At 38.1% G+C, this 25125-nt stretch carries 22 protein-coding genes; 1 reads left to right on the top strand and 21 read right to left on the bottom strand.

Annotated elements, in window-relative coordinates:
• Nucleotides 1–121: 121 nt before the first annotated feature.
• From aceA to A33I_RS20840, 12 genes are all read right to left on the bottom strand, one after another.
• The gene (gene aceA / locus A33I_RS10170) at nt 122–1414 is read right to left on the bottom strand and encodes an isocitrate lyase (protein WP_012959587.1); all 1293 of its coding nucleotides are present in this window, start codon (nt 1412–1414) and stop codon (nt 122–124) included.
• 529 nt (nt 1415–1943) lie between these two features.
• Nucleotides 1944–2480 (bottom strand): DUF4309 domain-containing protein, encoded by a 537-nt coding sequence (locus tag A33I_RS10175; protein ID WP_022628325.1) that lies wholly within the window; start codon nt 2478–2480, stop codon nt 1944–1946.
• 223 nt (nt 2481–2703) lie between these two features.
• Complete coding sequence (locus A33I_RS10180) at nt 2704–3915, bottom strand: MFS transporter (protein WP_022628326.1); 1212 nt, start codon at nt 3913–3915, stop codon at nt 2704–2706.
• A 160-nt stretch (nt 3916–4075) separates the two neighbouring features.
• On the bottom strand, nt 4076–5569 hold the full coding sequence (locus A33I_RS10185; RefSeq protein WP_022628327.1) for a glycine betaine uptake BCCT transporter: 1494 nt from the start codon (nt 5567–5569) through the stop codon (nt 4076–4078).
• Nucleotides 5570–5710: 141 nt separating this feature from the next.
• Nucleotides 5711–6868: a mechanosensitive ion channel family protein gene (locus A33I_RS10190; protein ID WP_022628328.1), complete on the bottom strand. Its 1158-nt coding sequence runs from the start codon at nt 6866–6868 to the stop codon at nt 5711–5713.
• 161 nt (nt 6869–7029) lie between these two features.
• Nucleotides 7030–7353, bottom strand: a complete 324-nt coding sequence (locus A33I_RS10195; RefSeq protein WP_022628329.1) for a YtxH domain-containing protein — start codon at nt 7351–7353, stop codon at nt 7030–7032.
• A 74-nt stretch (nt 7354–7427) separates the two neighbouring features.
• Entirely contained in the window at nt 7428–8417 is a 990-nt protein-coding gene (gene bioB, locus A33I_RS10200) for a biotin synthase BioB (RefSeq protein WP_022628330.1), read from the bottom strand.
• A gap of 357 nt (nt 8418–8774) precedes the next feature.
• The gene (locus tag A33I_RS10205) at nt 8775–9398 is read right to left on the bottom strand and encodes a potassium channel family protein (RefSeq protein ID WP_051320836.1); all 624 of its coding nucleotides are present in this window, start codon (nt 9396–9398) and stop codon (nt 8775–8777) included.
• 38 nt (nt 9399–9436) lie between these two features.
• Complete coding sequence (locus tag A33I_RS10210) at nt 9437–10681, bottom strand: glutathionylspermidine synthase family protein (RefSeq protein WP_022628332.1); 1245 nt, start codon at nt 10679–10681, stop codon at nt 9437–9439.
• A 19-nt stretch (nt 10682–10700) separates the two neighbouring features.
• Complete coding sequence (locus A33I_RS10215; protein ID WP_022628333.1) at nt 10701–11117, bottom strand: DUF350 domain-containing protein; 417 nt, start codon at nt 11115–11117, stop codon at nt 10701–10703.
• Nucleotides 11118–11120: 3 nt separating this feature from the next.
• Entirely contained in the window at nt 11121–12374 is a 1254-nt protein-coding gene (locus A33I_RS10220) for a glutathionylspermidine synthase family protein (RefSeq protein WP_022628334.1), read from the bottom strand.
• Nucleotides 12364–12843, bottom strand: coding sequence for a DUF1190 domain-containing protein (locus A33I_RS20840; RefSeq protein WP_012959598.1), 480 nt, complete (start codon nt 12841–12843; stop codon nt 12364–12366). Before A33I_RS20840 ends, A33I_RS10220 begins: the two co-directional genes overlap by 11 nt.
• A 172-nt stretch (nt 12844–13015) precedes the next feature.
• Between A33I_RS20840 and A33I_RS10230 the strand changes: the two genes are divergently transcribed.
• Nucleotides 13016–13735, top strand: coding sequence for a GNAT family N-acetyltransferase (locus A33I_RS10230; protein WP_022628335.1), 720 nt, complete (start codon nt 13016–13018; stop codon nt 13733–13735).
• Here A33I_RS10230 and A33I_RS10235 read toward each other — a convergent pair.
• The 9 genes from A33I_RS10235 to A33I_RS10280 form a co-directional block, all read right to left on the bottom strand.
• On the bottom strand, nt 13728–15116 hold the full coding sequence (locus A33I_RS10235; RefSeq protein WP_022628336.1) for a cobyrinic acid a,c-diamide synthase CobB: 1389 nt from the start codon (nt 15114–15116) through the stop codon (nt 13728–13730). The two genes, A33I_RS10230 and A33I_RS10235, sit on opposite strands and share 8 nt — an antisense overlap.
• A 19-nt stretch (nt 15117–15135) precedes the next feature.
• Complete coding sequence (locus A33I_RS10240) at nt 15136–16419, bottom strand: MFS transporter (protein WP_022628337.1); 1284 nt, start codon at nt 16417–16419, stop codon at nt 15136–15138.
• 83 nt (nt 16420–16502) lie between these two features.
• Entirely contained in the window at nt 16503–17039 is a 537-nt protein-coding gene (locus A33I_RS10245) for a hypothetical protein (RefSeq protein ID WP_022628338.1), read from the bottom strand.
• A 467-nt stretch (nt 17040–17506) separates the two neighbouring features.
• Nucleotides 17507–18634: an MBL fold metallo-hydrolase gene (locus tag A33I_RS10255; protein WP_022628340.1), complete on the bottom strand. Its 1128-nt coding sequence runs from the start codon at nt 18632–18634 to the stop codon at nt 17507–17509.
• 44 nt (nt 18635–18678) lie between these two features.
• Complete coding sequence (locus A33I_RS10260; protein ID WP_022628341.1) at nt 18679–19074, bottom strand: DsrE/DsrF/DrsH-like family protein; 396 nt, start codon at nt 19072–19074, stop codon at nt 18679–18681.
• Between the two features lie 35 nt (nt 19075–19109).
• Nucleotides 19110–19346 (bottom strand): glutaredoxin family protein, encoded by a 237-nt coding sequence (locus tag A33I_RS10265; protein WP_022628342.1) that lies wholly within the window; start codon nt 19344–19346, stop codon nt 19110–19112.
• 47 nt (nt 19347–19393) lie between these two features.
• Nucleotides 19394–19690: a rhodanese-like domain-containing protein gene (locus A33I_RS10270; RefSeq protein WP_022628343.1), complete on the bottom strand. Its 297-nt coding sequence runs from the start codon at nt 19688–19690 to the stop codon at nt 19394–19396.
• A gap of 180 nt (nt 19691–19870) precedes the next feature.
• Entirely contained in the window at nt 19871–22057 is a 2187-nt protein-coding gene (locus A33I_RS10275; RefSeq protein ID WP_022628344.1) for a malate synthase G, read from the bottom strand.
• 186 nt (nt 22058–22243) lie between these two features.
• Nucleotides 22244–24601, bottom strand: a complete 2358-nt coding sequence (locus A33I_RS10280) for an FdhF/YdeP family oxidoreductase (protein ID WP_022628345.1) — start codon at nt 24599–24601, stop codon at nt 22244–22246.
• Between the last annotated feature and the right edge of the window lie 524 nt (nt 24602–25125).

Below are 25125 nucleotides of genomic sequence, written 5' to 3' on the forward strand. Positions count from 1 at the left end.
AAAAAAAAAAAAAAAAAAAAAAAAAAAAAAAAAAAACAAAACAAAACTAAAACAACTCTAATTTCTTCCTGTACAACAAATAACCGGCTCATCTAATGATGGCCGGTTATTTTATCATTTATTATTGCTTTTGGAATTGTGATTCTTCAGTAGAACCTTTTAGTGCAGTTGTTGAAGATGTACCACCAGATACTGCTTGTGAAATTTCATCAAAGTACCCTGTACCTACTTCACGTTGGTGGCGAGTAGCAGTGTAGCCTTTTGACTCACTTGCAAATTCAGCTTGTTGTAACTCTGAATATGCACCCATTCCACGAGTTTTATAGCCATGTGCTAATTCAAACATGCTGTGGTTTAGAGCATGGAATCCTGCAAGCGTAACGAATTGGAATTTGTAACCCATTTTCCCAAGCTCCACTTGATACGTTTCAATTGTTTCTTTATCAAGATTAGCTTCCCAGTTAAATGAAGGCGAACAGTTGTAAGCAAGCATTTTTCCTGGGAATTTAGCATGGATAGCATCAGCAAATGCTTGAGCTTCTTCCAGCGATGGTTTTGAAGTTTCGCACCAGATAAGATCAGCATATGGTGCATACGCTAAACCACGCGCGATAGCTTGGTCAAGACCTGGTTTCGTACGGTAGAATCCTTCAGGCGTACGCTCTCCTGTAATAAACGGATGATCTGCCGGGTCAATATCACTTGTAATAAGATCAGCAGCATCTGCATCTGTTCTAGCAATTAGGAGTGTTGGTACACCGCTTACATCTGCAGCTAGACGAGCAGCTGTAAGATTGCGTACTGCAGTTTGTGTAGGAATTAGTACTTTACCGCCTAAATGTCCGCATTTCTTCTCAGATGCAAGCTGATCTTCTAAATGGACACCTGATGCACCAGCTTCAATCATGCCTTTCATTAATTCGAATACGTTTAACTGACCGCCAAAACCAGCTTCCGCATCAGCAACGATCGGTTGGAAATAATCAATATCTCCTTCACCTTCCATATGTTGAATTTGGTCTGCACGTTGTAGTGCTTGGTTAATACGCTTAACAACACTTGGAACACTGTTTGCAGGATATAAACTTTGATCTGGATACATTTGACCAGATAAGTTAGCATCTGCAGCTACTTGCCATCCACTAAGATAAATAGCTTTTAAGCCAGCTTTTACTTGTTGAACAGCTTGGTTACCAGTTAAAGCGCCTAGTGCATTGATGTAATCTTCATTGTGAAGATAGTTCCAAAGCTTTTCAGCTCCGCGCTTAGCTAATGTATGTTCAATTTGAACTGATCCTCTTAATTTGACTACTTCTTCAGCAGAATATGTACGTTCAATCCCTTGCCATCTCTCATCATTTTCCCACTGTGCTTGTAATTGTTCAGCTGCTAATTTTAGATTTTCTTTTGTCATGATAATCTCTCCCTTTTTTTAAAGTGTTGATACTGCCCATGATCCTGATTCTGTCTCTAAGCGTCACACACTTCAGATCCTCATACTGTTCAATAACAGAAATCATAAGCTGAATCAATGTCTTTTCAATGGACTAACAGTTATGCACTTCTTGCAGGATTCTTACGAAGTTAAGATGCTCTAGATGTCATTGATTGTCACTTGTCGTACATTCACCCTCTCCTAGTTCGACCCCTTTTTTCTCTCTGTATTATTACAGTTTGTTTCTACGTGTTTTATAATATAACAGTATTAAAATAATTACAATAGTTTTTTCTTATTTTTTCGAAAAATTATACTTTTGAAGAAATTACAAGTAACATACCCAGAAGTAATAACACTATTACGCCGCTTTATAGAAAACATCTTATCTTTATTTGGCTAACTTCTTTCATTTGCATTAAAAGTAAACGAACGCGTATTCACTGTAGCAGAACAACATAAAAAGAGTACTAACGTTTTCGTTAGTACTCTCGCTCCTGCTTGTTATTTATTGTTTATCTGATTCAACTAACCATACAAATTCAAGCGGGCTTCCTTCCTCAGATGTTTCAAAAAACAACGTATAATCATCTAATTCATAAGAATAGGTCCAATAACCATCCATCTCATCTAATTCGCTGCGGTCCGGCGTTCCTAAAGCTCTTTTCATTTCCTCTACCGAAACCCGGTAGTCAGATATGTCCATCATGATGGCTTCTAATAAGTAGTTCTCACTTGAAAAAATATAGGTTGTACGGTCATAAGTATAATAATTTCCACCTTCATATAACCCTTTTTCACTAGGCTCTCCAAGACTTTCTAACACATCTGTCTGCGATTCTCCTAAAGCTTGATCAGTCGGAAAAAAGATACCGTTAAATCCTTTTTCAATCCAAGTAAATGAAAGAAATGAAGGGGTCGCAGCTGAAACGACTGATCCTGGTTTGTCTAACTCCTCGATATCCATTACTATTGAATTCCCTTGTCCACAGCCAAATAGGAAGATAGCCATATTCATCACAATAAAATATTTTATATATTTCATCCTCACACACCTGCCTTTAACCTTTTAAAACGTTTTAAACGGTAATATTATCTATATATAGAATTACCCTGCTCACCCGCTTTTTAAAACGTTTATCTTGTTAAAATTAAATATTCGTGTGATTTTTTGTGATTCCTATGAAAACCATTCCAATAATTAAGACATAATCAGCACAAAAATTGTCAAAGATAACGTAATTTGTCGATATACGAAATATCACTTTTTAATTTACCGTATAAGAAGTCGATTTAAGATGGTCTGTTTCCTCTAAATGTTTCATTTGAATAGATGTGTATGTGGTCACCACGAGAATCATCATTGACCCAGCCACCACTCCTATCCACCCAGCATGCACCCAAAACCACCCTAAATAAATACCGCCAAGTCCGCCCCCAGTGTAATAAGCAGTTAGGTACAATCCTGAAGCACTTGCTTTCGCTGTTGTTGCATACTTTGATACCCATGCACTAGAGCATGAATGAGCAAAAAAGAATCCAAAGCTAAGCAAGAGCAATCCCAGCACAATCAATAACAAATTCATAATCAGTGTAAGAGTAATACCTACAGCCATAATCAGGATACCGATTTTAAGACAATAAGCCTGTGAGTATTTTTTAGCAAGCTTTCCGGCAAGCGTTGAAGAAAAAGTACCTGCCATATATGTGATAAAAACAAACCCTACAACTGTAGTTGATAAAGAAAATGGCTCTGCTAACAGTAAGAACGCAACATAACTGTAAAACCCTATAAAAATTAGAAAGTGTAGTCCTCCAACAATATACGCTGGCTGCAGCTGCCGGTCACTTAAATGATGCCGGTAATTAGCAATCACTTCTTTAAAGTGAAAAGGCTGCGGAGTAAATTGCTTTGAATTTGGGAGAAACAGTAATACTAATATCACAGACAAGACACTGATTAATCCCATAACTAAAAAAGCTATTCGCCAGCTTGAAAGATCCGTTAATACCCCGCTCATAAAACGGCCTGTCATTCCTCCAAAGCTGTTTGCACTAATATAGACGCCGATTGCTACCGTCATTGCTTTTTTGGCATATTCTTCGCTTATATACGCAAGCGCAATAGTTGGGATGCCAGCGAGGGCGATGGCTTGAAGCGTCCGGATAAGCAAGAGTCCTTCGAAGCCAGGAACTACTGCTAACCCAAGCGATAAGAAACAAGCAATAACCATTGCTGTATTCATGATTTTCTTACGCCCAAGCGCATCAGACAATGGGCTGTAAATGAAGAAGGCTATGGCTAGAACAAATAACGGAACGGAAACAAGTAAACTAATCATTACATCTGAAACTTGAAATTCTCTTGCTAGTACAGGTAAAATTGGCTGCGGAAAATGTAAATTGGCAAAAATAAAAAAAGCAGCTACCCCTAAAGCAAATGTAGTCCGCCTAAATTGTGCGGTCTTCTCTTCAATCATTTTTCTCCACTCCTTAAATTGCAGCTAACACCGTTTTCTCTCTAATAGTTAATAAAAACATTATAAAGGATTCAGAATCATTTGAACATCACAGCCGCTTTTCTAGGCTAAAGAAAAAAACACAGAACATCTCCATGAGAAGTTCTGTGCAGTATTGAATTTATTTTTTTTGTGCCTTCATTTCCAGCTTAAACACCTTAAGTATACTGTAGCTCATAGCAAGTAAGATAAAGGTTAAAGGAAATGCGCTGACAATAATCGCCGTTTGCAAGGCATTTAGTCCTCCTGATGCCATTAATACAACCGCAGACGCACTTAAAATCAGCCCCCAAGAGATTTTAATAAAGACGGAGGGATTTAAATTTCCTTCAGTCGTCTGCATTCCAAGAACAAATGTGGCAGAGTCAGCAGAGGTGATGAAAAATGTACTTATAAGCAATACAGTTAATACAGATAATACCCCGCCTAACGGTAAAAAGTTATAGACGTAAAATAACCCCGTCTCTAAACTTTGGCCAGCTACATCTAGCCCCTCTATTAAGTCAAAATAAATTCCTGTTCCGCCAAAGATGGCAAACCAGAATGCGCAAACAAGTGTAGGAACGATTAATACAGCTACAACAAATTCTCTAACTGTTCTCCCTTTTGATACTCTAGCAATAAACATTCCAACAAATGGAGACCAAGAGATCCACCATGCCCAATAAAAAATCGTCCACCCTTGAGTCCAGGCAGCACTTTCTTGATTAAATGGAGAAATACGCAACCCCATTTGCGGCAAGTTTTGAATATACTGCCCTAATGTATGAGTAAAAAGGTTTAATAAAAATAACGTCGGACCAACAATGATCATAATGATTAATAGTAATACCGCTAAAATCATATTCGTATTACTTAAATATTTAATTCCTTTTTTAATACCTGTTGAAGCTGAAATAATAAATAAAACTGTAATAATACCTATAATCAATAACTGGATGTTAAAATTAATAGGTATCCCAATCAAATAATTTAATCCTGCATTAATTTGTTGAGCACCTAAGCCTAACGAAGCACACACTCCAAATAACGTTGCAAATACAGCTATAATATCAATTGTATATCCAATAGGTCCCCTGACTTTGTCTCCAAAAATAGGCTGCAATGTGGAGCTCATTAAACCTGGTACCTGCTTGCGAAACTTATAATAAGCTAAAGCTAATGCTACTGTCGCATAGATGGCCCATGCATGAAATCCCCAGTGTAAGTATGTAAATCTCAAAGCAATGAGAGCTGCCTCAGACGTTCTAGCCAGTTCTTCCCCGCCATAAGGAGGTTCTGCATAATGTGATATAGGTTCTGAGACACCATAAAAGAGTAACCCGATCCCCATCCCCGCACTAAAAAGCATGGCAAACCAAGTAAGCCGGTTAAATTCAGGTTTATCATGTTCCTTTCCTAGTTTTATCTTTCCATATTTACTGAAGATCAAAAACAGAGCAAACAATAGAAAGAATGAAGCAGCAAGCTGATAAAACCAACCAAAAGATGTCAAAAAAAATGTTTGCGCACTCTCCATTACTTGACCGAGATTTGTCGGGAAAAATGTTCCCCATAAAACAAATAAAAGCGCCATAACAATTGATATTTTAAAGGTTATCGTTAAATTTCCCACACAGAATTCTCCTTCTCATTAGCCAATTTCACAACTGCAATTGATGTGTCATCTAATAGTGTGCATCATTTATTGTTTTCTTATGATAAGAACAACACAGTGAAGTGACTCTTTGAAGGTGCCATAAAAAAGAAGAGCTCATTATGTTGAGCTCTTCTCGTTTTCAGCGGTATGATCTTCTTCCACTTCATCTTTTAACATTTCTTGCATGACATCTTGATGATCTTTTTCAACATAGAGACTTCTGCTTGGGAATGCAATCTCTACACCTTCTTCTTCTAATATGTTCATGATCTTAAAATTAATATCTTCTTTTATTCGATACCATTCGGTCCATGCAGTCGTATTCGTAAAAAAGTAAACAAAAATGTCCAAGCTTGAATTATTAAAATCACTAAAACGAACCATAATTAAATCTTGATTGACTTCTTCATGCTCTCTAAGCAACGTATCAATTCTATGAACACAGCGCTCTAACTTATGACGAGGGGTAGAATACGTTACACCGACTTTAAAAGTAATTTGACGCTTTGTCATCTGTGACCAGTTGGTAATCGGTTCGTTTGCAAGGGTAGAGTTAGGAACCGTAACAATAGAATCAGCAAATGTTCTTATTTGTGTACTGCGGAAAGTGATATCCTCTACAGTACCCTCTACTGAAGGCGTTTTGATCCAGTCTCCTTTTGAAAAAGGTTTTTCTGTAATAATAATAATTCCTCCAAAGAAGTTACCGATTGTATCTTGTGCTGCTAGAGCAAATGCCAGACCACCAAGCCCTAAACCAGCAATGAAACCACTGATACTATATCCCCACTCACCAGCTATGACCACGATTGTTAAGGCAATCACAGAAAACCTTAGGATCTTTGATAAGAAAGGAACTAACATACTATCTTCATCAAGTTCTACTCTTTTAGCAAAACGGAAGAAAAAAGCGGAATGAGCAGACATATAATTATGTAAGCCCCATCCAAGAAGCATAATTATAAACGACCTGTAAATATGCTGAACAAACTCTGTTGTGGTTATGTTGAAAGGCAGATACAACAAAGCTAAGTATGTACCTAATACAATCCAAAAAAGCCTTAAGGGCTTCTCAAACGAAAGCAGCACATCGGTAAACACATGAGTTGGGGTTCTCCGTGTCAGAGAAACAATAAATTTAAACACATATTTGGTAAATAGCTTACGAAAAACCAAGAAGATAAGAAATATTCCAAAGGCAATTGAAATATCTATCCATTCTAGACGTTGAAAGGATGCAATCAGCATTCTCCAGCGTTCCATTGAATTATCCATTAAATAGTCACCTCTATCTCACATTAACCTCTCCATTAAAATTAATATTTTACCACAAAAACCTCATATGAGATGGCAATCACATAATTATACGAATACCTTTTACATTTTCCTCAAAACAATGGATTAAAACCTAAAAAAGAGCAGTCAAAATGAATTGACTACTCCTCTTCTAACACACCTTGTATTAATTCACCAATTTCTGATTGTTCACCAGCACTTTGGTTTTTCATCTGTTCAGGTTTTTTGCTGTCACTTAGCACTTCTTTTATATCCTCGCTCCATTCACTGCCAAATTCAAGTAATAGGTGGGATAAGGCGCCACTTTTTTTTGAATTTGCTTCTGGCATTTTATTAACCAGACCGTTTCTCAATTGGCTGCCTCTTTCACTAGCTAATAAATAATAACCAGCAACACCAACTGCTGTACCGACAAGTGATCCGATAAAGTATCCTGAACGAGATGAACGTTTCTTTCTAAACATCCCTACAACCCCTTCCTTTTCAAATAGTATGGGGTTATAAAGTCATTCTTATGAATGTAATTTATTATGTTGATTTAAGTAACTGGAATAGCGCGCTCTTCAATTTCAAACCCTAGGTCTTCAATCATATGATGATCAATCTCCACACTTTGTCCTTCTGTTGTTAAATAATCTCCAACAAAAATAGAGTTCGCTGCATACAACGCGAGCGGCTGCAAAGTTCTAAGATTTAATTCCCTGCCACCTGAGACACGAATTTCTTTTGATGGATTAATAAATCTCATTAATGCTAAGACGCGTAAGGCTTTCATTGGCGCTGTCCGGCTTTTTCCCTCAAGCGGAGTACCTGGTACGGCATGTAAAAAGTTTACGGGAATTGAATCCGCATCGATCTCACGCAGGGCATATGCCATTTCTACAATTTGTTCATCTGTTTCTCCCATTCCTATAATGACGCCGGAACAAGGTGACATCCCTGCACTCTTTGCACTTTCTACTGTTTCGACTCTGTTATCATATGTATGACTTGTTGTGATCGCCTCGTGATGATCACGATGAGTATTAATATTATGATTATATCTATGAACACCAGCTTGCTTTAGTCTTTTGGCTTTCTCATCTGTCAAAATTCCTAAACACGCACATATTTTTAAAGGCATCGTAGCTGTAATCTCTTCTACTGCTTCAATAACCCCGTCGAGCTCTCGCTCAGTCGGACCTCGTCCGCTTGCTACGATACAATAGGTTCCTGCTTTTCTCTCCATTGCTTCTCTTGCACCCGCTAACAATGTTTCCTTATCTAAGAAAGAATACTTCTCAACTGGCGCCGTTGATACAATTGATTGTGAACAGTACCCACAATTTTCGGGACATAGTCCACTTTTGGCATTGATGATCATATTTAATTTCACTTTTTTTCCATAGAAATGTCTTCTGACTTTAAACGCTGACTGTAAGATAGGCAGTACTTCTTCATCGTCTGCCTGTAAGATAGACAACCCCTCATTCAATGATAATCTTTCACCATTTATCGCTCTTTTAGCATAGTTTAACCACTCACTCATTTTGTTTTGCCCTCCTGTTTGTTAACTATTTTTTATTTTAAGTTAACATTAAACAAGCTAATAAACAAGCAGTTTTACAATTAATTGCAAAAAAACAGATAATTCTCTGTTTTCATAGTAAAAAAGGTGCGGTTATTTATTTCCAGGGCAATTTTCGAGGCATAAAAAAATCAAGGTGCAGATACCTACACCTTGATAATATTATTCTAATATAAATTCAGCACGTATCTCGATTACGCTTTTCTTCTTCAAGAAGTTTTATAAGAATGTCTATTTCAGCAGCAGTTAAGTGATCTAATTCATTGATTTTTTCTTTCATATACGTAACTTGGGTAGATTCCTCTTTAATCGTCCCTGTTAAAAAATAACTGGTGATTGAAGCTGTAATATCCCAATTAATCCTATTCCAAAAAGCATCAGAAACACAGCAATTAATCGACCTATAGGGCTTGATGGCGATATATCTCCATAACCTACAGTCGTGGTTGTCACAATACTCCACCATAGTGCATCAGCATATGTTTCAATATTCGGTTCAAGGTGAACAATAGGAATCGAGCTTAAAAAGACCATCAACGTCATGAATGTGACGGCTTTTCCTAATCCGTGCTTATTTAATATTACTGCTAAGGGCCTTGCATATATGAAAATAATAACCAAAAGTATAAGTGCTCTGAGGACTCTTGCAATTCTAGCCAGCTGAAATACCGCATCAAATGGTATGATGATGATCAAATCAAGAGGATTCTTTTTAAGATGAGCGGTTTTATTTTTACTTAGAATGAATCTTATAAGTACATCGATTGTAAAAATGAGCCACACAATTAAATCTAATACATAATATTGATTTTCATCAATAAAGACGAGTGCAAACGTAACACATGCTAATGTAAATAAAAGAACTTCATATGCAAAGATCCATTTGTTTTTTTGTGCGATTTGTTTATCTTTAGCTATGTCTGCTTCCTTACTTACCACCATCTTAAAGAGACAGCCACATCTACTGCTGCCTCTTTTGATTATTTCATTATAGTAAATCCAACAAACATGGACAAATTACCAGTAATATATTCACCTACCCGGAAAAATAGTCCTGCTGGTTCACCGTTCATAGTATGAGAACCAATAAGTAACCTGCCTGTATAAGGTCCATCCCACGTGTCTATCGTCTGACTTGGCATTGGGTAATATTCTTGATAAACCATTTGTTGATCTTGATAGTAATCAAGGTCCTGATCTAGAATACGATTATTTTCTACTACAGTAATCCCCCCGCCCTCTCGTCCTAGTACGGGCTTTTTAACGTAGGAATATAGACCGGCCTGATCGTCATATGTGCGTAAAAAGTAACGCTCAATTATTTCTTGTTCCCCTCTTGTATACCATTCTTTTTTCTTCTCAGTAATCAATGAGAGGACTGCTTTGGACTGCATCATTAATGCTTGTGGAGGATTTATCAACTTTACTTTGTCATCTAATACGTTCACAAGAAATTGCTCACCAATCGACTCGCCCGTACCGCTTTTCTCATGAAGAAAGTATTCAAGTGGATAAAGACGGTATAAAAAGTGGATCTGATTGCCGCTCGGATCATATACCCCATCTTTTCTTACTTCTATCTCCTCTAATGGGATGTAATCTGCATTTTGAGGGTAGTGTTGCATCAAATACTTTGCTGTTAGCTTATCCTCATCATGCCAATTCGCAGCTGTAAAGTAGAGCGTATCTGAACTTCTTATCTGGTAATCTTTTACAACCTGATCCCATGCTTCTTTTACAAGCCGGTTTATCCCTTCATTAGGATTTTCCACTTGATGCACGTTCGCTAGACGGTTCTGAGCAATAGCTGCTTCAACTAGTCCAACAGGTGTATCAGTATTTGCTTCTATTACCTTCAATCCATGTACTGAAGCAATAAAATCATATCTCGTAAAGTATGAAAATCTTTTACTCTGATCTTCTAACAAAAGATCCCACAACATAACAGGAATACCTAAACGATGCATAATATTAGGATTCTCTTTTATCATTTTAATTGTTTTTATATAAATTGCATCTACTGCCCTTGTTGCATTTTTAATCTCGGTATACATCGCATGAGGAACTTCTAGCATAGAATCACTCATATATTGATGTTCTTCGTAATTCTCATATAGAGTAGCCCATGTAAAACCATCTTTCGCCATTTCATCATAGAGTGATTCAAAACGATTAAGATACTTTTCTTGATCAAAAGGTGTTGTTAATGAGCGGTATGGTAACATTTCTGCTCCCCCTATCAAGTTAATAGCTGATTGTTGCAGCGACAATGATGCCTACTAATACAGAAATACCTCCAAGGAACAACCCGACTGCCACATTACCCTTTTCTACCTCATTTGCTAAATTAGTATTTCGTGTAAAGGCATGTTCTAATACAAAATGAAGCAACACTTGAATAATAATAGCGATTAATGCCCAGATCGCTAAGTCTATTAAATTGATTGAACTTCTGATTGCTGATTGCAACACAACAACCAGACCTGCCATTTTCCCTAGTAACTTAAGAGAAACGGCCACATTCCCTGCTCGTATCAAGTCTCTTTCTGAATAAGGAGTCAGCCGCTTAAAAATAAACGTTCCTATTAGAAATAATATAAATGATGTTGCTAAATAAATGAGAAAATGATCAAATGTTTGTAGATAATATAAAATGTCCACTAGTTAGGTATCCCCTTTCACTACACAAGGCAAAAAATATGATAAATTATCAGTAATGGCTGCACCTGCACGAAACCCAAATGCGCTCGCTTTTTCTCCTACAACAAAACTGCCAATGAGCAAATGCATTTCTTTTGCACCTAATTCTGTGTTAACGACGGCCGTTGGCAGTTCAACGTATTTTTGAAATACTTTAATAAACTCGTCGTATGTATTGTGCGTCTCTTCTCCAATCACGCGGCCAAATTGTTTTATTCTTACCGTATCTCCTTCTCTGCCGAATACAGGCTTAGAAACATATTTCTCTCCTGTTTCTAGGAAAGGCTCCTCATCTAAGTATGTCGGCAAAAAATACGTTTCAATGATTTGGTGGTCGTAATCAGAAAAGTATGGATGATTCGCTTCATGCAGCCCCCATATAACAGCAAGCATTGCTTTTGTCTGCATTAAAAAAGCTGATGGCGGATTAAGGATTCCAACCTTTTTGTGTTCGACTAATTGCAAAAATGCTTCTCCAATCAGATAGCCATCATCTGTGTGATCTCGCACTAATGCTTCAAGCGGATAAGTATGACGGTAGACTATATCTATCTTCTTTCCATCTTGATCATATACTCCAGCTTCCCCCTCACTAGTATTTACAATAAGTTCATCTAATGGGATAAAAGCAGCGCCTGGAATCTTAGCAGACTTCATCAAATAGTTTAAGGTTTCACGATCTTCTATATCCTCTTTATGAGCGGTAAATACAACATATGGATACTCCATCAAGCCTAAGTAATCAGATAATTGATTAACGGCTGCTCGCACATTCTTGCCTATTTTCTCATCTTCTCCTTCATTAGGATCAGCACAGTCAAAGCTGTTTGCGACTTTGCCGTTTACTTCAAACACCTCTTTTATAAAGGTCGGTGTATCCGCATTGAACTCTACGATCTTTAATCCGTTTTTAGTGTCGACAAAGTCAAAACGGCCGATAACCGTTTCAAAGCTGATATTCTCCTTTTTCAAAAGCGAGAGGGTTTGTTTAGGAACGCCAAGCTGTATGAGCGTTTCCTCTTCCGCTAGTCTTACTAATTGATTCGTTTTCTTAAAAATGGAGTATACCTCTTCAGTTGCTTGCTGAACTTCTGCTACCTGCCTATTAGAAAGTGGAATATAATCATATAAAGCATATTCCATACCATATAATCGATCCCAAAAATGATCGATCTGATTGTAAAAACTATCACGACGCTCTTTGTAACTACCCTCCAAAAAAACCACCTCCACCCATTCCTGAGCGGGAGTTCGTTGTTTGGTTATTATTTTGCTGGGATTGATTTTGCTGGTTCGTTTGTTGATTTTGATTTGACTGCTGGTTTGTTTGTGAATTTGTGCTTGTGGAGCCATCTTGTCTTTGATTCGTTACTGGTGAGCTTCCTGCACTACCTAACGCTCTTCCGGCCATAAATGCGGCAAACGTTGGAAACCAGCTTCCACCTGCATAATAGTGGCCATGGTGTTCTGATCCCTCTTCGGCACATTGATAAGCTTCTGCCTCTGCATCCCAAGTCCAAACTTCACAGCCTGTTTCCTCTGGAGATGGAGGGGGTTCCTCAGGTGATGTTTGCGGGATGTTTACTAAGTCTTCTGTATTGGGACTGTAGCATGCACTCAAACTTGCTAAGGCAAAGCTTGTACCAATTATACCTTTTAGCAAGCGATCCGTTTTCGGTTTATTCATTTTTTACACCTCCACTACCTTATACGATGATTGTTCATATTTGTTTCATTTTTCTACCGTTGTCATTCTAGCATATATTTATTTAAAAAAGATGTTTGATTCATATTTTATCGGGTATAAGTATACGGTTAAGGACTTTTAATTTATTCAACATTAAGAGAGGAAGGATGTTTTGAACATCTCTCAAGAAGCACTGCACGACTTCGTGTGGGGCTTAATCGCATGCCGTTATACTCATAGAACGACTGTTAAAGAGGAAAAGAATTTTATCCATGTTACATACGGGTATCCTGTTGGCGACAGAAGACATGAGCTTTTTATTACTCCCTGTGGTCTTAGAAAAGTATCCAAAAAAGCTCCCTTTAGCCCTCATTATTTGACACTCGTCACTTCAAGGCAAGAAGCACCTCAGTTATATTCTTATTATCTTTCATCCTCCCACTATCTCATGATCCTAGAAGATATTGCTGAACTCGAATTGAGTACTTCTTACAAATCTTCATCTATGAAACTTAGTGAAATAACGGATTATACAGAAGGACAGGAAGTGAACACGTATTTTCAGTTAAATGCTGTAAATTTAGAACAGATAGAGCAGGAAGGGATTAACCAATATGTAATGTACGATCACCTAACACCTGTCGGATTTGGCCGCATATCTTCAACAAGAAAGTCCAAACGAGCCTGTTTAGATAATATTTATATTGACCCTGATTATCGAAAGCAAGGTTTAGGAAGCCACTTATGTGAAAAAATCATACTCTATTCCGCCCCCCATACAACGAGCTGGATTTTAGCTTCTAGTCAAATGGGCTTCAGCATCTATCTCAAACTGGGGTTTAGAAATACAGCTTACCTATTTACGTACAAAAAAAGGTCTAACTCTACATGAGGTTAGACCTTTTCTTCTTATATTCGGAGCAGGCATTAATTATATTTTTGACTACCAAAGGATTGGAGGCAAAATGAAGATGGATATAACTAGCTACAAAAGAATCTCCTAAATATCCTTGGAACTCGTTCTTACCCCAGCTATCATATTGAAAACAAGGGTTAACTTCTTCATGACTTCTAATAGAAGAATAATGAAATTCATGCCCTCTAAGCTTCGTCCCTTTTATTCCCAGTATTGAATCTTCTACAATATTTACTTCTCTGTAGCCAATAGCTGATAAGGTTTCATTCATCTGAATATGATGCGGAATAATACCTGCCATAGGGTATCTTTTTCCGTTTGTCATGCTAAGGCTTTCACATAAGAGCATATAGCCCCCACACTCTGCAACAATCGGCATGTCATCGAAAACCGCCTGTTTTAATTGTTTAAATAATAGTGGATGTGAAGAAAGATGGCTCGCATATTCTTCTGGGAAACCTCCGCCTAAATAAAGCCCGTCACAATCAGCTGGAATGCCTTCTCCTTTCAATGGAGAAAAGTAGCGTAGATCAGCTCCTTCCTGCCTTAGCAAGTCGAGATTTGCTTCGTAATAAAAATGAAATGCTTCATCAAAGGCAACTCCTATTTTCACCTTTTCTTTAGCAGGTGAACTGTATTTGACTTCACGTGGGGGAGGGGGAATAAAAGGTGCTCCGCTCGCAATCTTATGGATCAAATCTAAATCAAACTGCTTTTCGACCGTAGTGCTTAATTGTTCAATCAAACGATCATACTCACCTTCTTGAAGAGCGGATATCAGTCCTAGTTGACGCTCTGGCAAATTGGGTGTATCCCCTGTTTTCAGGTACCCGACTACAGGAATCTGGCATAATTGTTCTATTGCGCTCTTACATAATTCCGCATGACCTGAACTCCCTGCCTGATTAAGAATCACTCCTTTAATCGTGGAATCACTTTGAAGAAGTTGAAATCCTCTCACAATCGCAGCTGCACTTCTAGCTGCTCCGCTGATATCAATTACTAATAAACTAGGAGCAGCTAAGATTTTGCTTATTTCGTATGTGCTTCCCTCATCACTTAAGGCTGAACGGCCATCATAATAACCCATCATTCCTTCAATGATTGATAGGTCCGCATCAGTACTTGCATCAATAAATGTTTGCCTAACCCATTCAGATGAAGTCATCCATGTATCTAGTTGATGAGACGTGCGCTTTGTAATAGCGCGATGAAACGTTGGATCAATATAATCGGGGCCGCATTTATATCCTTGAACGCTTTTACCTTTCTTTTTATAGGATGCCATTAAACCTAACGTAATAGTTGTTTTCCCTACTCCGCTGTCTGTACCTGTAACTACGAATCGTGGCTGCATTTTTTTATTCTCACTCCTGCTACAAATGTGCTTTTTCTTGTTTAAATGAATAGACATCCTTTTTTCGCTGTAATTGATGCATCTTCATACAAGCCATGCCCCCTATTAAACTAACAAATGCTGATAAAATAAGTGCTCCGAAATACTGATTTGTCATTTCTATAATGACCCCCGTAGCTAAAGGAGAAATGATCTGGCCGACACTAAAAAAGATCGTGACAAACCCCATAGCTATTGGTACAGCTTTTGGAGAAACAAAGTCTGCTACAGCCGCATTCATAATCGTTGGGACGGCCCATAAAGTAAGACCGTATATACCTACTTCAATAGCAACCAATAATGGAGATATAGAAATAGATAACGCTATAAGCATTGTAAATTGAATCAGCAATACAGCTGATAAGGCGTACATTCTCCCTAATTTATCCGATATCGTCCCCCATATAAACCCGCTTGCTATACTGAGCGCTCCTGCAATAGAGAAATAGAGCCCTGATCGTTCTTTTGAGTAACCTAAATCAAACATAAGATAATCAACTAAAAAAGTAGAAAATACTAAATAACTGAATCCCCAAGTTAAGTATATAAATCCTATTGTCCACACTTTTTTATTTCGATAAATAGAGGGGGTTGAATTCATATCTAAGGAACGGTCGTTATTTATCGGGGGTTGAACCTGATGTTTTAATGCTGGTGCATTTTTCAAGAATAATCCATTAATCAAGATAAACAAAGAAGTAATACCCGCCAGGATATACCAGCTGTCTCTCCAACCCTCAGGACTCTCACGAACGATTTGTGGAACAAGTATACCGCTTATGACCATCCCGACTCCAAGGCCGCCCATTGCAATCCCTATCGCCATTCCTTTGTTTTTATTTGAAAACCAGCTTCCAGCTAAGCCCATGGCTGGTATAGAAGAACCGCCTGAGCCTATCCCTAAAAGAAGCACACCAACGACAGCTACAAAGAAATTTGCTGCATTGGCATTAATAAGCATCCCTACAATAATAATCGTAAGGGAGACGTTAATGACAACTTTGGCACCAATCTTAACGACAAAGTAACCTACAACAGCTACACTTATCAAATACCCTATAAAAGCTGCAGAAGCGACAAAGCCAATCTGCCTGTAATCTAGACCTATTCCATCTTTCATAAAAGGTAAAATGGCTCCTAAAGAAAAGCGGCCAAATCCAAGACTAGCAAGCATCGTCAAAAACAATAAAAATAAAATAACAGAGCTTTTTTGTATCTTCAGATGTAAACACCCCTTAGGCGCCTTTTTATTTATATAGTCCATCCTTAGATAATTCGCGGGCAAACTGACTATTCCTGCAAATATACAGCAAAAAAGCCCTAGCGCACGACACCACTAGAACTAAATCATTTGATACTTGTACATTTTATCGTTTGATGAAAGTCATTACTTGTTAAAATAATATTTTCATCAAGCCCATTACACACTGCTAAATACCCCCGCTCTAAATTAAATCCAATTCCGTCAATCACATAATCAACCGCTACTTTTCCACTTAATTGATCTTCTTTAAGGCAGGAGATATGAACCGTGCTTTCAATCATTTCTGTTGATCGTATCTCTTGATTTAATACTCTATGTATTTCATTTAATTTGTTCTCTTCCCATGATATCTGCATACTAGAAGGTGCGAACTCTAAATTAATTGTGTTAAAGGTGATTGAATACTCGCCAATCCGATTTGCACAAAGCTCAATTTGCTCGTTCCCCGCCTCAATAACCACAGGCATTTCTCTCAACCACCTATTACTTTGATGATCCCAAGCAATCCATATACTTTTAATCGTTTTCCCTGTCAAGGCTACTAATTTTTCTTTATGTTCTGCTACTAAGTCCACGGGATTACTGATAAAGCGAGGTGAATAAGTAATAAGTCTACCCATCACGGTCCTCCTTTTCCGATATCTCTTGGCTCAACATGATTGTATGATTCATTAATATATGAATATTGATACGATGCCTTCTTTACCCCTATACCTATATTATTAATCATATAAACGTATATTGGAAGGAAAATCTAATTCATATAATAATTTGTAAATGTTAATACCCTGTTTAGCTCCACTTGAACCATGGGTAAGGGATAGATAAAAGGAGGAATCAGGTATGTTCCGAAACGTAAACAAACATCTATTTTATTGCATTATTTACCTTATTGCCGCCTTAATTAGTGGAATCGGATTGCTTTTAAATCACAATATAAGCATCCTCTTCCTCATTTTAACTGGTGTTTTTTTCATCCTATCTATACTCTCATTTTCACGTTACTTAACGAATAAGCCAAAAAAACTTTAATCCATGTCCCAAATGAAAACCCCGCTGCTTAGGCAGCGGGGCTATGAAAGTGTTCTTAACGAACGGCACAGCGGTTAGGGCCGATCTCCATTTCACTTTGTTCGTCAACATCAGGAGTTACTTTCCCCATATTTGTTTGACGAATTTCCTGGTATGCATTAGGCTGCGGTGGAAGATTCTTAGTTACTAATTTTCTAAATGTCTCTTCATCGTCAATATTTAAGCCATGATTCTCTGCAAATAAAGTCCCTAATTTCTTTGCTACGCTTCCATCAGCATTTAATTCCTCAATAATCATAAAGTGAGCAGGCAGTACGATTAATTCCTCAGATAACTCCTTGTACTTAACGTATAAGCTCTCACGCAAGTCGCCAACCCAGTCCTCTGCCATTCCAGCAAGATCTGGTCTGCCGATTGAGTCAATGAATAGGATATCACCAGATAATAGGTATTTTTCATCGACTACAAATGATGTAGAACCAATCGTATGACCAGGTGAATATAAGGCGTGAATATTAATTTTTGTATCCCCTATCTTCACTTCATTTCCATCTTGTAGTGCATTATATTCAAAAATAACTTCTTCAGCATCCTTTGGTGGAAGCCAGTAAGCTGCACCTGTAGCTTCAGCGATTTTACGGCCGCCTGAAATATGATCAGCATGAAGATGTGTATCAAATACATGCTTAATCGTTGCTCCTATCTCACTAGCGAAGTCTATATAAATCTCTGTCATTCTCGTTGCATCGATAATAGCTGCTTCTCCGTTAGAGACAACCATGTAAGATAAGCACCCTTTTCCGATACGAACAAATTGATACATCTCTCCGCCATTACTTAGCTCCCCAACTTTTACAGGCTCTAAATGCTCACTCCAAGCTTTCATACCGCCAGAAAGATAGGATACATTTAAGCCAGCTTCTAGAAGCATCTCAGCTACCATGATTGAAGAACCTTCTTTTGCACAGACCACTAGGACCTTTTTATCTTTTGGCAGCTTATCCATAATACCCTCTACTCCATCGATCAAATCAAAGTAAGGGACATTTAGGTACTCAAACTTTTCTCCTTCAATTTTCCAATCAGCAAAATCTCCTTCGTTACGTACATCTAAAATAAATAGTTCTTTTTTTTCCATCACTTTTCTTGTTACTTCTTTAGCAGTCATCGCTTTTACTGACATTCAAATTACCCCCTATAGTATAATTGATAGTAAAATTTTTTTAATTAAAAAGTTAACGTTACGTCGGCATCTTTAGCAAACTCTAAAAAGGTTACCGCTCCGCCAACTTCAATTCCATCTACAAAATCTTTCTTTTCAAGTCCCATTACATCCATCGTCATTTGACAACCAATAAATCTAACTCCTAACTCTTGAGCCATCTCTACTAATTCTGGGATGCCTGGAACATTTGCTTCCTTGAACCCTTCAGCAATTTGTTCTTTTCCTTCTGGCATAGCTAATTGTTTATGTGCTTCCTTATGGATTAAATTCAACCCTTCAAATGTGAAAAAGATGGATACTTCCTGATCTGTTGAAGCTGCTGCTGTAGCGATATTAAATACTTTGTATGCATCAAACATTCCACCATTACTCGCGATAATAGCTACTTTTTTACTCATTTTATATTCCCCCAGTTTTTAATTTGAATTTTTGATTAAGCTTTTTTGATTAAACTCATAATTTCATTAGGATCAAACCCAATAACCCACTTACCATCGACGTTTGTTTGTGGAACTCCCATTTGACCTGTAGTATTTACAAGCTGCTGCATTAATTCAGGCTTATCTTCCACGTTTACTTCTTTAAAAGAAATTTGATATTCATTCAAAAAGTTTTTTAACATAACACAATATGGACATCTATTGGTCGTAAAGACTGTAACACCTTTCAAGATTACCCCCCTATTACCCGATAGGGTATATTATGTTCCAAAAAAATTTATGCTACTTCTCCATTCCACGCTATCATCCCACCAACCATATTGGTTACCTGATATCCGCGCTCTGAAAGGAATTGCGTGGCACGCCCGCTTCTAGCACCTGATCTACAAACAATAATGTAGTCTTTAGACTTATCTAATTCATGCATGCGGAATTCAAGCAACCCTAAAGGAATATTTAGGGCACCAGGGATTTTCCCTTCAGCCACTTCATCCACTCCACGCACATCAATAATATTTAGTGGTTCTTTCTTCATTAAGTATGACTCAACTTCTCTTGCAGTCATTTCTTTCATAAGTGACCCTCCCTTTTTATTTAATCATTGTTTATTTATTTTAAGTTGTGTGCTGCCTTCAATAACTATAATATACCCAGCTAGGTATATTGTCAACAAAAAATAAGAATTTTTTTTCGTACATACGAAGAATGCGTAAGGGATACATCCCCTACGCATTTTCTACAATGATTTAACCTGTTATTTTGTTTGGGCTAGACTAGCGACTTTTTCTTTAAATTCGATACGACGTCTATGAAGAATAGGCTCCGTGTACCCGCTAGGCTGTTCGCACCCTTTCAATACAAGCTCTAATGCTGCTTGGAAAGCAACGGAGTTCTCATAATCATCTGCCATAGGACGATAAGTAGGATCGCCGGCATTTTGCTGATCTACAACCTTTGCCATTCGTTTTAGCGTTTCTTCGACCTGCTCTTTGGAACATATCCCATGATGCAGCCAGTTTGCTACGTGCTGGCTTGATATACGCAGAGTCGCACGATCTTCCATTAAACCGATATTATTGATATCTGGAACTTTAGAACAACCGACACCCTGCTCTACCCAACGGACTACATAGCCTAGGATCCCTTGAGCATTATTATCCAACTCTTGTTGAACTTCCTCTGCACTCCAGTTTGTTTCTTTTGCAAGAGGAATCTGTAAAATTTGATCTTGCAAGTCTTGAATCGTACTCTTCAATTCTTCCTGTACATTTGCCACATTTACTTTATGGTAATGCATCGCATGCAGCGTAGCAGCCGTTGGTGATGGCACCCAAGCCGTGTTCGCACCTGCTTTTAACTGACCATCTTTTTGTTTAAGCATTTCTGCCATAAGGTCTGGCATTGCCCACATTCCTTTGCCGATTTGAGCTCGCCCTGGCAATCCGCAATCAAGTCCTGTATTGACATTCGATTTTTCATAAGACTGCAGCCAAGTTGACGCTTTCATATCATTCTTACGGATCATTACACCTGCTTCCATGGAAGTGTGCATCTCATCACCTGTACGATCTAAGAAGCCAGTATTAATGAATACTACTCTGTCTTTTACTTCTTTAATACAAGCTTTAAGATTGAGGGATGTACGACGCTCTTCATCCATAACACCGATTTTAATCGTATGACGTTCTAGACCTAACAGATCCTCTACACGGTTAAATAATTGGTTAGAGAATGCCACTTCTTTTGATCCGTGCATTTTTGGTTTTACAATATAAATGGAACCTTTAGTAGAGTTTTGAACCTTGCTGTTATTAAGCAAGTCATGCTTAGCAATTAAACTAGTAACCATGCAATCTAGAATACCTTCAGGCACTTCATTTCCATTTTGATCCAGGATAGCATTATTCGTCATTAAATGCCCTACATTACGAACGAACATAAGCGACCTGCCGGAAAGAGTCAACGTATCACCTGTTGCCGTTGTATAATTACGATCCTCCTGAAGTGTGCGCGTCACACACTGACCACCTTTTGTGAACGTTTCTTCTAAATCACCTTTCATTAGTCCTAACCAATTCGCGTAAACTCCTACCTTATCTTTTGCATCAACTGCTGCAACAGAGTCTTCACAATCCATAATAGTTGTAATCGCTGCTTCCATCACAACATCTTTAACTCCTGCTCGGTCCGTTTTCCCAATAGGATGTTCTCGGTCAATCTGTATCTCAAAATGAAGACCATTGTTCTTTAGCAACAGAGTAGATGGGTCTTCTGTTGTCCCTTGATACCCTAAAAATTGTGATGACTCTTTTAATTCAGATGTCACCCCGTTACTATGTACAACCAGCGTTCCACCTTCGACTGTATATTTTTCTGCATCTTTATGCGACCCGTTAGATAATGGAGCTGTTTCATCTAGAAATTCCTTAGCCATGGCAATGACTTTCTCACCGCGTACAGGATTGTATGCCTTCCCTTTTTCTTGACCATTATCTTCAGAAATCACATCTGTTCCATATAATGCATCATATAAACTTCCCCAGCGCGCATTAGCTGCGTTTAAGGCATAACGTGCATTATTTACTGGTACAACTAGTTGAGGACCTGCTTGCAGCGCAATCTCATTATCCACATTCTCTGTTGTAATCTTAAACTCTTCTACTTTCGGTTCAAGATAACCAATTTCTTGTAAGAACGTTTTATATTGATTAAAATCAAATGTCTCTTTATTTTCCTTGTGCCAATTGTCGATTTTTTGCTGGAGGTCCTCTCTATCTTCAAGCAGTTGTTTATTTCCTGGTGCAAACTCAGTAATTAACGTTTCCAAACCAGACCAGAATTCTTGTTCATTGACGCCGCTTTGCGGGAGAGCCTCCTTATTAATAAACTCGTAAAGTACTGGTGCTACTTGCAAATTACCAACTTTCAAATACTTAGTCATATGAATCTGCCTCCTTGAAATATAAGTCTAGAACCTGACTGTTATATAACATTACGTTTTTATTGTATAACAAATTATTTGAAAAATAAAGAATTCTGACAATAATGTGGGATAATTTTTACATTTGCCTCGAATCATGTATAAAAAAACACTGTAATTGCAGAAGCAATTACAGTGTTACTTAGATTAACCGACCGTCATTTCTAAGTCATCAATCTTCTTCTCTACATATTTGGTATCTTTTCTTGCATTATAGCGGTCTGCTTTTTCTACTTTTACTGCTACATTATAATCAGGAATCTTAGCAAGCTTTTCATATCTCCCTTTAGGTAATAAGAAGTTGCCTTCAGGAAAATGCACACCTAAATTTCCTGATGTAATGTCGGCATATTTTGCCTTGCCTTGGAAGACTCCGAAATCATTATAAATAACAACTCCTTCTCCTTGGGCAATTCTCAGCTCCTGTGCATCCTTCGCATTGATAAGCACGTCATATCGCTCAGCATTATTAAATGGATCCGTTTCTTTGTAGACCATCGAGTTGAATTGCTTCCCGCGGCGTGTTGTTAATACAAAGTTGCCTTCCTTTTTCCCCATATCAGGTATTTCTACTGGAATTAAGCTCCCTCTACCGTCTGGAGTAGGACAAATTCCATCTTCACACAACCACGCTCCGCCCCACTGGAACACATCGCCTTGCTTCTTCAAGTCTTGCACACCTTCGTAATTCGGGTTGGCGACCGCCATTTCATTTCGAATCTCCTGCCCCGTTTTAAAGTCTACTAAATGAGCAGTCTCCGGCTTCACTCGGTGCGCTAAGTCTACGTAGATTTTCCACTCAGAGCGGGCTTCTTCAATACGATTTTTATTCCCTTCAATTTCTGGCGAGAAGTATACCATGCGTTCAGTAGAAGTAGACGTACCGCCTCCGTCCTGCTCATAACGTGTTTTTGCCGGCAATACAATGACCGCCTCTTTTGCATCTACGAGCGTTGAAGTATTTAAAATAATATCTTGATGTACTCGGATTTCTAATTCTGATAAAGCTTTCTCAATGAAATCCGGGTCAGGCATTGTTTCTAAGAAATTACCGCCAGACATATAATAAAGCTTGATTTTACGCTCATGGTCTTCTGGAAGAACGATATTTTCTAACGTAACACCTACCACATCACCTTGCCATTTCGGAATTTCAAATCCCCAAATTTTCTCCATACGATTAATGTTCTCTTCCACAAAATCCCCGCCAGGCAAGACAAACGGATCTGCCCCCATCTCACCTGATCCTTGAACGGAGGAGTGACCACGGAAAGGCATAAGTCCATTATATTTACGTCCAAGATGACCACGAAGAAGGGCAAGGTTTGCTACTTGAGAAATATTGTCTGAAGCAAAAGCGTGCATAGTGAGTCCCAGCGCCCATGCATAGACTGCATTTTCACTTTTCGCTAAAAGTACTGCGAGCTCAATGATTCTCTCTTTTGTAATCCCAGAAGATTTTACGATTTCTTCCCAAGATTGAGTCTGAACATGATCTCTTAATTCCTTAAAGTTATTTACATGCTGCTGAACGAATTCATGGTTGATCGCAGAACCTGGGTCAATGGCCTCCATTTCAAACCAATGCTTCATAATTCCCTGCATGAATGCAATATCTCCGCCAATATTTACTTGATAGAAATCATCGGCAAGCTTTGTACCAAATAAAGCAGACTCTACATTAGATGGAACCCAATATTTATCCATTGCTGGTTCCTTATACGGGTTAATCACAATGATTTTTGCCCCGCGCTTTTTAGCCTCTAACATATATTTTGTAGAAACTGGAGATGCATTTGAAGCTACACTGCCCCAAAATAATAATACGTCTGCTCCGAACCAGTCCTGATAGTTACATGTTGAAGCTCCTACGCCAATCGAACGTTTAAGCGCGGTTTTACTTGGAGAGTGACAGATACGGCTTGCATTATCAATGTTGTTCGTGCCTAAAAAGCGGGCCGTTTTAGCTGCTACATAATACGATTCATTCGTTATCCCTCTTGATGTAAGATAAAAACCATATTGTCTCGGATTAAGCTGTTTCATCTTATCTGCAATCATATCCATTGCATCGTCCCATGTTAAACGAGAAAACTTTCTTTCTCCTTTGCGGCGAATAAGAGGATAAGGAATACGCCCTAATTTCCTCAGCTCTTTACTGTCATATTTTCTTAATTCATCAATATCTGAATGCAAAATTTCTTCGTCAATGGCCGGAGCGGTATTTAAGCGCAACACATTAAGTCGTGTCGTACACATATGCGGGCCCTTTAAGGTTTGGTCGAACATGCCAGAAACCCCAAGGGCACAACCATCACACACCCCTTTTGTTAAGATTCTAGTCGCATATCCAATATTATCTTTATTTTCCCAAGCAATTTTCATCGAATCTCTAATATGTTTTGGTTTTACTTTTCCAAGTCCAAATGGTATAGGGCTTACCCAATGTTTAGGCTGCGGCATTTTTGTTCCTTTAATAGGGCCTTGGTGTTTTGTTTTTCCCATATTGTTTCACTCCTAAGATTACGTTTAACATGTTGCTTTTCATCACACTGTAGTAATCAAAACCTCATACTGCAGTAATCAAACAAAAAACCACCGAACTATCCAAGATCATGGACGAGAACGGTGGTTAGTCTTTTACAGGATCGCTGCTAAGTGCCAAGCCAACTATGAATATATTCATTTCAAATTCGTTTTTAATAAAATCTTTATTGAGGATTGTATTTGTGGGTCCTACTCCCTCATAATAGAAATCGCTTACAATGTCTGGTCAAGTAAAACTGAAGACAGGTGCGCTATCTCAGGATTTTAAATGTTACAGACTAATGAATTTATTTAAATCATACCGTTAATTCAAAAAAAATTCAATATCTATGCAGAATAAATATCCACCAGACAATTAAATTTACTTTTTCACTAATCATTAAGACTTGTCAGATTTATAGATTATGTTTATATTTGTAGCGTTCCTATTTTTATATGACTAAGCCATTTAAATTAGCTTTAGTTCATCACGAAAGGGGGAG

Source organism: Alkalihalophilus marmarensis DSM 21297, assembly GCF_000474275.2.
In the GTDB taxonomy this organism is placed as follows: domain Bacteria; phylum Bacillota; class Bacilli; order Bacillales; family Bacillaceae_D; genus Alkalihalophilus; species Alkalihalophilus marmarensis.

Bases quoted from the DNA above. Each gene is read 5' to 3' on its own strand.
- A33I_RS10210 (WP_022628332.1), bottom strand. From the start codon at position 10,681: ATGTTACCATACCGCTCATTAACAACACCTTTTGATCAAGAAAAGTAT.
- A33I_RS10180 (WP_022628326.1), bottom strand. From the start codon at position 3,915: ATGATTGAAGAGAAGACCGCACAATTTAGGCGGACTACATTTGCTTTA.
- A33I_RS10175 (WP_022628325.1), bottom strand. From the start codon at position 2,480: ATGAAATATATAAAATATTTTATTGTGATGAATATGGCTATCTTCCTA.
- A33I_RS10260 (WP_022628341.1), bottom strand. From the start codon at position 19,074: ATGAGTAAAAAAGTAGCTATTATCGCGAGTAATGGTGGAATGTTTGAT.
- A33I_RS10270 (WP_022628343.1), bottom strand. From the start codon at position 19,690: ATGAAAGAAATGACTGCAAGAGAAGTTGAGTCATACTTAATGAAGAAA.
- A33I_RS20840 (WP_012959598.1), bottom strand. From the start codon at position 12,843: ATGAATAAACCGAAAACGGATCGCTTGCTAAAAGGTATAATTGGTACA.
- A33I_RS10195 (WP_022628329.1), bottom strand. From the start codon at position 7,353: ATGTTTAGAAAGAAACGTTCATCTCGTTCAGGATACTTTATCGGATCA.
- A33I_RS10240 (WP_022628337.1), bottom strand. From the start codon at position 16,419: ATGGACTATATAAATAAAAAGGCGCCTAAGGGGTGTTTACATCTGAAG.
- bioB (WP_022628330.1), bottom strand. From the start codon at position 8,417: ATGAGTGAGTGGTTAAACTATGCTAAAAGAGCGATAAATGGTGAAAGA.
- aceA (WP_012959587.1), bottom strand. From the start codon at position 1,414: ATGACAAAAGAAAATCTAAAATTAGCAGCTGAACAATTACAAGCACAG.
- A33I_RS10245 (WP_022628338.1), bottom strand. From the start codon at position 17,039: ATGGGTAGACTTATTACTTATTCACCTCGCTTTATCAGTAATCCCGTG.
- A33I_RS10235 (WP_022628336.1), bottom strand. From the start codon at position 15,116: ATGCAGCCACGATTCGTAGTTACAGGTACAGACAGCGGAGTAGGGAAA.
- A33I_RS10275 (WP_022628344.1), bottom strand. From the start codon at position 22,057: ATGACTAAGTATTTGAAAGTTGGTAATTTGCAAGTAGCACCAGTACTT.
- A33I_RS10190 (WP_022628328.1), bottom strand. From the start codon at position 6,868: ATGGATAATTCAATGGAACGCTGGAGAATGCTGATTGCATCCTTTCAA.
- A33I_RS10280 (WP_022628345.1), bottom strand. From the start codon at position 24,601: ATGGGAAAAACAAAACACCAAGGCCCTATTAAAGGAACAAAAATGCCG.
- A33I_RS10205 (WP_051320836.1), bottom strand. From the start codon at position 9,398: ATGGTGGTAAGTAAGGAAGCAGACATAGCTAAAGATAAACAAATCGCA.
- A33I_RS10255 (WP_022628340.1), bottom strand. From the start codon at position 18,634: ATGTCAGTAAAAGCGATGACTGCTAAAGAAGTAACAAGAAAAGTGATG.